At 69.2% G+C, this 7133-nt stretch carries 6 protein-coding genes; 1 reads left to right on the top strand and 5 read right to left on the bottom strand.

Features of this window, described 5'->3' with window-relative positions; all coding sequences use genetic code 11:
• Positions 1-90: 90 nt before the first annotated feature.
• The 5 genes from ACFXHB_RS40055 to ACFXHB_RS40035 all read right to left on the bottom strand — a co-directional run bounded on the left by ACFXHB_RS40055 (position 91) and on the right by ACFXHB_RS40035 (position 3710).
• Complete coding sequence (locus tag ACFXHB_RS40055; RefSeq protein ID WP_380581281.1) at positions 91-975, bottom strand: GNAT family N-acetyltransferase; 885 nt, start codon at positions 973-975, stop codon at positions 91-93.
• A gap of 85 nt (positions 976-1060) precedes the next feature.
• The gene (locus ACFXHB_RS40050) at positions 1061-1195 is read right to left on the bottom strand and encodes a hypothetical protein (protein ID WP_380581279.1); all 135 of its coding nucleotides are present in this window, start codon (positions 1193-1195) and stop codon (positions 1061-1063) included.
• A complete protein-coding gene (locus ACFXHB_RS40045; protein ID WP_380581277.1) occupies positions 1192-1881 on the bottom strand; it encodes a hypothetical protein in 690 nt (229 codons plus the stop codon). The genes ACFXHB_RS40050 and ACFXHB_RS40045 overlap by 4 nt, the downstream gene beginning before the upstream one ends.
• A 304-nt stretch (positions 1882-2185) precedes the next feature.
• Positions 2186-2554 (bottom strand): DUF6508 domain-containing protein, encoded by a 369-nt coding sequence (locus ACFXHB_RS40040; protein ID WP_380581275.1) that lies wholly within the window; start codon positions 2552-2554, stop codon positions 2186-2188.
• On the bottom strand, positions 2547-3710 hold the full coding sequence (locus ACFXHB_RS40035; protein WP_380581273.1) for an ADP-ribosyltransferase: 1164 nt from the start codon (positions 3708-3710) through the stop codon (positions 2547-2549). The genes ACFXHB_RS40040 and ACFXHB_RS40035 overlap by 8 nt, the downstream gene beginning before the upstream one ends.
• Positions 3711-4873: 1163 nt before the next feature.
• On the opposite strand from ACFXHB_RS40035, the gene ACFXHB_RS40030 reads away from it, so the two are divergent.
• On the top strand, positions 4874-7096 hold the full coding sequence (locus ACFXHB_RS40030) for an alkaline phosphatase D family protein (RefSeq protein ID WP_380581271.1): 2223 nt from the start codon (positions 4874-4876) through the stop codon (positions 7094-7096).
• Positions 7097-7133: the final 37 nt, after the last annotated feature.

Genomic DNA, 7133 nt, shown 5'->3' with positions numbered 1-7133 from the left:
GACCTGCGCGATCTGGCACAACGACCACACCGGCCAACCCGTCATGCGCTCGCTGACCGCCTACGACCACTAACCCTTCGCATCAATCATCTAGCGGGTGCTCGCCGTGGTGGTGAGGACGAAGCCGAGGCTTTCGAGCCCTTCGGCCTGGCAGAGACGGTCGGATGCGCCGCCCAGTTCAGTCTGGAGAAGCTGGTAGGCGGCGCCGTTGGCCCGGCCCCAGTGCATGGCCGCCCGCCAGAGCGTGCGGCCATGTCCGTGGCCGCGCTGGTCGGGCAGGACGCCGAAGTACTGCGGCAGCAGCCGGGCGGCTCCGGCCGGGTCCTTCATGATCTCCATCGGGCCGATCGCGCCGACCACCCGGTTGTCGGCGGTGATGGTTAGGAGGGGACTGTCGAGCTGGCCGTCCTGGAAGCGGTCCCAGAGGAACGCGAAGCCGTCTGCGGCCATCTGCTGGGCAAAGTCGGCGAAGGTGGCCACGATGGTCGGCGGGTGCTCGCGCAGGTCGCGCACGGCGGGCTGCGGCGGCCCGTCGTGGGTGAACTGCTTGAGCTGGACCCTGGTGCACGCCGTCCCGGCGGGCATCAGCGCGGTGGCGCCTGGCTGGAACCACACGACCCGGGCCGTCTGGGCGCCGTGGTCGGCCGCCAGCTTGGAGGCCAGGTCGAGCAGATCAGGCAGATCCGGCGCCTCGGCGCTGTAGTGGTGCAGCTTCACGCAGTCCCGGCCGCGCCGGGTGAGGGTGGGGATCAGCGTCAGGCCGGGGCGGTGGACGACGGCCGCGGTCAGGACCGTCTCGTCCTTCTCGTCGCTCCACCGCTGGTCCTTGTCGTGCGCCAGGAACCGGCCGGTGGCAGCCACGGCCAGGACCTCGGCGAAGAGGTCCGGGCTGAGGGCACCCGGGTGGATCGGGCCGAGGGTCGGCACGTACGGCACGGTCAGCACGGGGCTCAACCAGTCCCACTCCAGTTCCATGACCAAACCCTACTCACGGGCGTCTCGTGCCGCAGGCCCCGACGGAAATCCGCCGGGGCCTGCAAGGTTCTGACCGTTTCAGGGGTTAGAACGGGTTGTCGTCACCCGCGTTGCACGAGCACTTCGTGGACTCGGCGAGGTCGTCCAGGTCGTTGACGAGCTCGATCTCGACCACGCTGGCGCGGGTGGCGCCGAGCTGGATCAGGGCTTCCGGCTTCATGCGGGTACCTCTTCCTTCTGTCGTCCGTGCTGGCAGTAACTTGCGAGTGGTGCCTTCGCCTCCTGGTAGAGCTTGGCCATGGGCCGGCAGACCCCGCAGGAGCCTGAGAGCTGGCAGCCGGAGCACCCACCGGTGCGAAGCATGAGGGAGTCGGCGATGGCGCCGAGCTTGCGCAGCCCGTCGACGCCTTCGGCGATCAGGTCCACGTTCGGGTCACGGCCGACCTTGCAGATCGACGCGATGCCGTGCGGGTCGGAGTGGAAGAACGTGTGGCCCGCGTTGCAGCCGGAGAACACCTTGCGCTGGCGCAGGTGCTTGGCGGACTGGGCCGGCAGGGACTCGGCGCCGCCGTAGATCGTCGGGGCCATGTTGACGTAGGAGTTGTGCTCCAGGCCCCAGTTCTCCGCCATGGCGACCATCGCGGCCTCCTCGTCGGCGGAGTGCTCGGTGACGACCAGGTTGAGGCGCATCGGGATGCCGGCTTCCAGGGCGGCAGCCATGCCCTTCTGGAAGGTGGCGAAGGAGCCCTTGCGGCGGGTCAGTGCGTCGTAGCTGGCGGCGCTCGCGCCGTAGACGCTAGGCCGGGCGGCAAGGCTGACCGTCTTTCGGGCGTGCTCCAGCGCGGCTGCCGCGCCGGCGGCGGCGACGGGGGCGGCCTGCCGTTGGACGCGCCGGTCGGGCAGCACGTATCGGCGTTCGTGGGGTGTCGAGGGTGTGCTGGGACGGGTTCCCCGCGGTCCACCACGACCGTGCGCCGTCCGCGCTGGAACGGCGAACCCGTACCCGTACCCGTACCCGTCCGCTTCTTCTACCCGGCCGCATCCTCGTTCATGTCGTCAGCATGGCAGCGGTTCCGGCGACGCGGCGAGGTGGTGCGCGGGCGGACGCTCACCCGGTGTCACCAGGACCGACTCCGTTGCGTGTTCGGCTCCCACGGCGGGCCGCCGTGGGAGCCGGGTGCGGCGGTGAGCGGTCACGGCCGGGGACGGTTCACAGGTCGCCGCTGTCCACCAGGTCCTGGAGGCGGTCGACGATGGTGGCGAGGATTCCCGTCTCCTCGATCTTCTCCAGGTGACCGCCGACGAAGCGGTCGAGGCGCAGGTGGGTGGTGGCGATCCGGCGGAGGGTGGCGGTGTCGGCCGAGGCGATGAACGCGGGGTCGGAGATCCGGTTGTCCTGGTACGGTTCCCAGTTCTTCCAGTCGAAGCCCGACTCGGTGAGGCCGCGGGGTGAGGCCTCGACGGCGAACTGCTCGGCGGGGGTCATCCCCAGTGGAGGAGGGGACGCGTCGGGCTCTCGCATCGTCCGGTGGTACAGGGAGATGATCTCGCGGGCCGAATCCGATGTCAGCTCAGGCATCGTGCGACCCTCCGCACGAGTCGGTGACGATCTCGTGGACGCCGAAGTGCCAGGTGTTGCTGCTGTCCTGGCTGCGGGTGTCCACCTGGTAGGTGAAGTTGCGGTGGAAGAGCACTTCGTCCTCCTCACGGAACAGCGAGTAGTTCCAGATCTCGACGCCGGTCTTGCCGTCGATGGTGGTCTGGGCGTTCCCTCCGAACGGCTGGTCGGTCGACGCACTCGTGTAGGCGGCGTTGGTGATCTGGTGGCCCACCACGTGCTGTTTGATCCGATCATCAGACATATTCTCGCCGCGCAGGCTGTTTCCGGTGTGGGCGTTCATGTTCCACAGGCCGGAGTCGATGGCTTCCACCAGGGGGAACATCCTGCGCCAGTCGGGGCCGGTGGGGCCCGTGCGCAGCACCGCGTTGATCGCTTTGTAGTAGCTGGTCGTGTAGATGCAGACCGCCACGGCCTGGCGATAGGTGACCGACGGCGGCAGATGAGCGCCGTTGATCTGCGCCTGGGCCTCCTCGACGACTTGGGAGTAGCCCTCAAGAGGTAGGCCGAAGACGTTGTCGTAGTCGTTCTTGATCGCGGTGAACGTGGGGTCGAGCCTGCTGCCGAGGTCCTGGGTCAACGCCACGACCTTCACGGTGGATACCTGTGTGGTGTTCGACGATCCGTAGTGCGCGGCCGCCCACGTGAGGGCCGACAGCGCGTCGGCGGGATCCGCGCCGCGCGCTCCGGCGCACACCAGTGGGGTGGCGACGCTCACTGGGGCGGAGGGGGAGAAGCAGGCGAGCGCCTGGAAGATGGTCCAGGCCGAGGCCAGGGCATCGGCGAGCGGGTCGGCCGGTTCGAAGACCAGGATGTGCTTGAACCGAATCCCGGGCCCGGGGGCCGTCACCGGCTGTGAGATCCAGCACGGCAGATGCGGCCGGTAGTCGGCGGCCTTGTTCCGGGCCAGTGCTTCGACGGAGACGCCCGCCTGGGCCAGCGCGCCGACGAGGGTACCCGCTGTCGGGGTGTAGTCGTTGGGCCGGCAGGAGACGACCAGGACATCGACCTCGTCGGTCGACGCGAGCTGGGTCAGGTCCCCCCACAGGAACTGGATCGTGCGTTTGTCGCTGTCGGGATGGTCGACGGTGAAGCCGTCGATCGGTGTCAGTGCCATGGATCGTCCGCCTCGGGGTGATCGGATGACGCCGTGGGAAGGAGACCCACGACGGTTGGGAGGCTATGGCTCCGGGTTCTGGGGAACCGTAACCACGCCAAGAGGATTGTTCGCATACCATCCGAATGGGGCTGTGAGGGCGGGGCCGTCACCGGTGACCGGGTGGCCTGGCGGAGGAGCCGCAAGAGCTCGGCGGGGTCGGCTGCGGGGCGGGTGACGGTGATCGTTGTCGACCGTCGTGCCCCGGGTGAGGTCGAGGTGGCCGTAGGGACGGCGAAGCCTCGCGCGCGGCGTGGAGTAGCTGCCGCTTTCCCGGGGGTGGTGTGAGGCGCCGCCGTGCCCGGGGCGAGTCCACCCGCCTCTTGTTCAGGTGGAGCGGGTGTCCGGTTCCCCGGCGCGGCGGCACTGCCACGCCCCCGTCCCGGGCGCGTGGGTTTCGATGGTCTGCCGGTGGGGCGACGGCGGCAAGACCCGAATCGCTGATGGGGCGGATAGCGGAATCGTATGGGCGCCGCACGGTGCCCGCGCGCCCATGGGCCGCGATGGGAATTCGCGGATATGGCGCGGAGGTTTCGGTTCCGTGACACCCGGTTCACGTCGGCCCGGAGCCTGTCGGACATGGCGCTGCGCGGGCCGCCGAGTCCTTCGCGATGCAGCCGGACCGGGCGGAGAGGATCCGGCCGCCGCGAGACGATGGAAGGAACAACTCTCTTGATCACAAAGGAACATGACTGATCATCGGATTCTCCCGGGTCGACCGTGTCGAGCGCCGGCCCGTACGTCCCCGTCGGTAGGGCGGGCTCATCGCGGACTCCCCGGAGAGCGTCCCGACCCGCGAGAACCGCCCCCCGACCGGATCGAGAACCGGCACGACAACCCGCCCCGTTCGCCGGGTTCGTCCTTCACCCCACCCGCCCGATTCGGTGGGCGGGTATCCGGGTGAACGCGTCTTGACGGCGCCATCGCGCTGCCGCTGTAGTTCCACTCAACCACCCGGCCCCGTTTGGCCCGTTCTCGCGCACCTCCGCAGCGGCCCACCCAAGCGGCCACAGACGCTCGTCCGGCCGACCCGCGACGCCCCCACCCCCCCCGACTGGGCCACGCCCTGTTCAGGGCCGTGACGCGACGGCATCGGCAGGCACCCATCACGTCAGGAGAAGACCATGGACGACTCTTCCCGCACTCCCTCCGAGCTCAGTCGCCGCAGGGTGGTGCAGCTGCTGGGCGCCGGCGCGGTGGCGGCCGCCGCCGGCAACGCCCTGACCGGCACCACCGCCGAGGCGCACTCGCATCCCTCGTCGGGGCTGGTCGCGGCGGTGCTGGACGAGGTCGACGTGCACACGAACGCCCAGGGGCTGAAGGCCCTGTTGCAGAACGCCGGCTTCGAGGTGATCGACCTGGACCCGGCCCGTGCGGCGAACGCCCAGGCCAAGACCGTGCACCTGATCGCCTTCGGCAGCTTCGCCAACAGCGGCGCCCTGACCAAGTACTCCACCTTCGTGACGAACCAGCGCGACTCGCTGCAGGGGTTCGTCAAGGCCGGCGGGGTGGTGCTCGAACTCGCCCAGCCCGACTATCCCGGCGTCGGTGTCTCCTACCTTCCGGTCACTGAGTACCAGTACGACTCGATCCCGATGCACGCGGTGCGCACCGACTACGACTCCAACGCGATCTACCCGGTGGACACCGGCCATTCGCTGGTGAGGGCGCTGACGGCGCCGTCCGCCCCGTCGTCCACCCAGCCGGTGCTCACCGGCCGCCGTACCAAGCGCGGCGACGGGGGGAGCGTCTGGACCAGTTGGGAGTCGATCGGCGCCTGGGCCGAGATGCGCGTGCTGCTGTCCTGTGCGCCGGGGGAGAGCTTCCCGGCGGCCCTGGTGGAAGGCAAGAGCGGATCCGGGAGGTACCTGATCTCCAGCCTCACCATCGACAAGTGCTACGCGGCGGACCGTACGACGGCGGTCGAGTCCGCTGCCGCCATCGAGGACAGTCACAAGTTCTTCCACGCCCTGGCGGACTACGTGACGTGGGTGCGGGCGAACCCCACGTCCAACGTGGGTCAGACCGAGGCGCCGAAGGCCGGTCCGCTCGTCGGTCACGTGGACGAGAGCAGGGCCCGGATCTGGGCCCGGCCGGGTCTGAACCCGGCGACCTACCCGACCTGGAAGTGCGAGGTGAGGAGAACGGCCGACGGGTCGACCGTCACCCCCACCCCGCAAGCCCAGATCTCGACGGACAACGACAACACCCTGCTGTTCGACGTGACGGGCCTGGCGGCGAACACGGGCTACACCTTCGCCATCACCCCGGCCACGTCGCAGACCGGTGTGCCCTTCGTCCCGATGACCGGGAAGTTCACCACCGCGCCGGCGCCGGACGCGGCCACCAGGGTCACCCTGGGCTTTGGCTCCTGCGCGCACACCCCGTCGAACTCCGTGTGGACCCGGATCATCGACAAGGGCTGCGAGGGCTTCGTCATGCTCGGCGACACCCCGTACGCCGACCGGGGGATTCCGAAGGAATCCACGGCCGCTTTCGCTCTGCCCAGGGCGCGCAGGACCCACCGGGAATTCCTGGCCGCGCCAGGAATCGACAACCTGGTCAGGTCGATGCCGACCTGGGGAACGTGGGACGACCACGACTTCGGCGCCAACGGCTCCGACGGCAACTTCGCCGGGAAGGCCGCGTTCCGTAGGGCGTTCGTCGACTACCGCGCCAACGCGGACTTCGGCCACGCCACCGGCACCGTCCCCGATTCCACCGGGAAGGTCACCCTGCTGACCGGCCGGGGCCCCGGTGAGGGCATCCACACCTCCTTCCGGCGCGGCCCGATCGAGGTGTTCCTCGTCGACCCGCGATGGTTCTCCAACGCGAGTGCCAACCCGAGGGTCTGCATGGGGCCGGTCCAGAAGGCGTGGCTGTTCGACCGGCTGGGCAAGAGCACCGCCACCTTCAAGATCCTCGCCTCGGGGATGACCTGGTACGACAAGGACGGTCCCGAGAGCGACCACTGGGACACCTACGGAGTCGAGAAGGCCGAGCTCTTCGACTTCATCAGGACCAACAACGTCAAGGGCTGCGTTCTGCTCAGCGGGGACATCCACGTCTCCCGTGCCCTGAAGAACAACGGAGATCCGCAGGTCGGCTACGACCTGTGGGAGTTCGTCGTCAGCCCGCTGCACGACAAGACGGGCGGCATGGACCAGGCGTCGACCCCGCCCGGCCTCATGGCCAGGGCCGACACGCCACGCACCTTCCTCAAGCTGGAGGCCGACACGCGCACCGGTGTCCAGGCGAAGCTCACCGCCACCTGGATCAACGACAAGGGTGAGGACGTCATCAGCCCCATCGTGCTCAGCGCAACCGCGCTCGGTCACTCGGCCTGACACCGCGTCGGTGTGGGACCGCGGGACAGACCGCGGT

It is taken from the genome of Kitasatospora sp. NPDC059327 (assembly GCF_042752535.1).
Taxonomy (GTDB): domain Bacteria; phylum Actinomycetota; class Actinomycetes; order Streptomycetales; family Streptomycetaceae; genus Kitasatospora.
Note: the sequence above shows the minus strand (reverse complement) of the source record. Positions and strands in the feature narration are given on the sequence as shown.

Coding starts and splice junctions, on each gene's coding strand:
- ACFXHB_RS40055 (WP_380581281.1), bottom strand. CDS start 975: ATGGAACTGGAGTGGGACTGGTTGAGCCCCGTGCTGACCGTGCCGTAC.
- ACFXHB_RS40050 (WP_380581279.1), bottom strand. CDS start 1,195: ATGAAGCCGGAAGCCCTGATCCAGCTCGGCGCCACCCGCGCCAGCGTG.
- ACFXHB_RS40040 (WP_380581275.1), bottom strand. CDS start 2,554: ATGCCTGAGCTGACATCGGATTCGGCCCGCGAGATCATCTCCCTGTAC.
- ACFXHB_RS40035 (WP_380581273.1), bottom strand. CDS start 3,710: ATGGCACTGACACCGATCGACGGCTTCACCGTCGACCATCCCGACAGC.
- ACFXHB_RS40030 (WP_380581271.1), top strand. CDS start 4,874: ATGGACGACTCTTCCCGCACTCCCTCCGAGCTCAGTCGCCGCAGGGTG.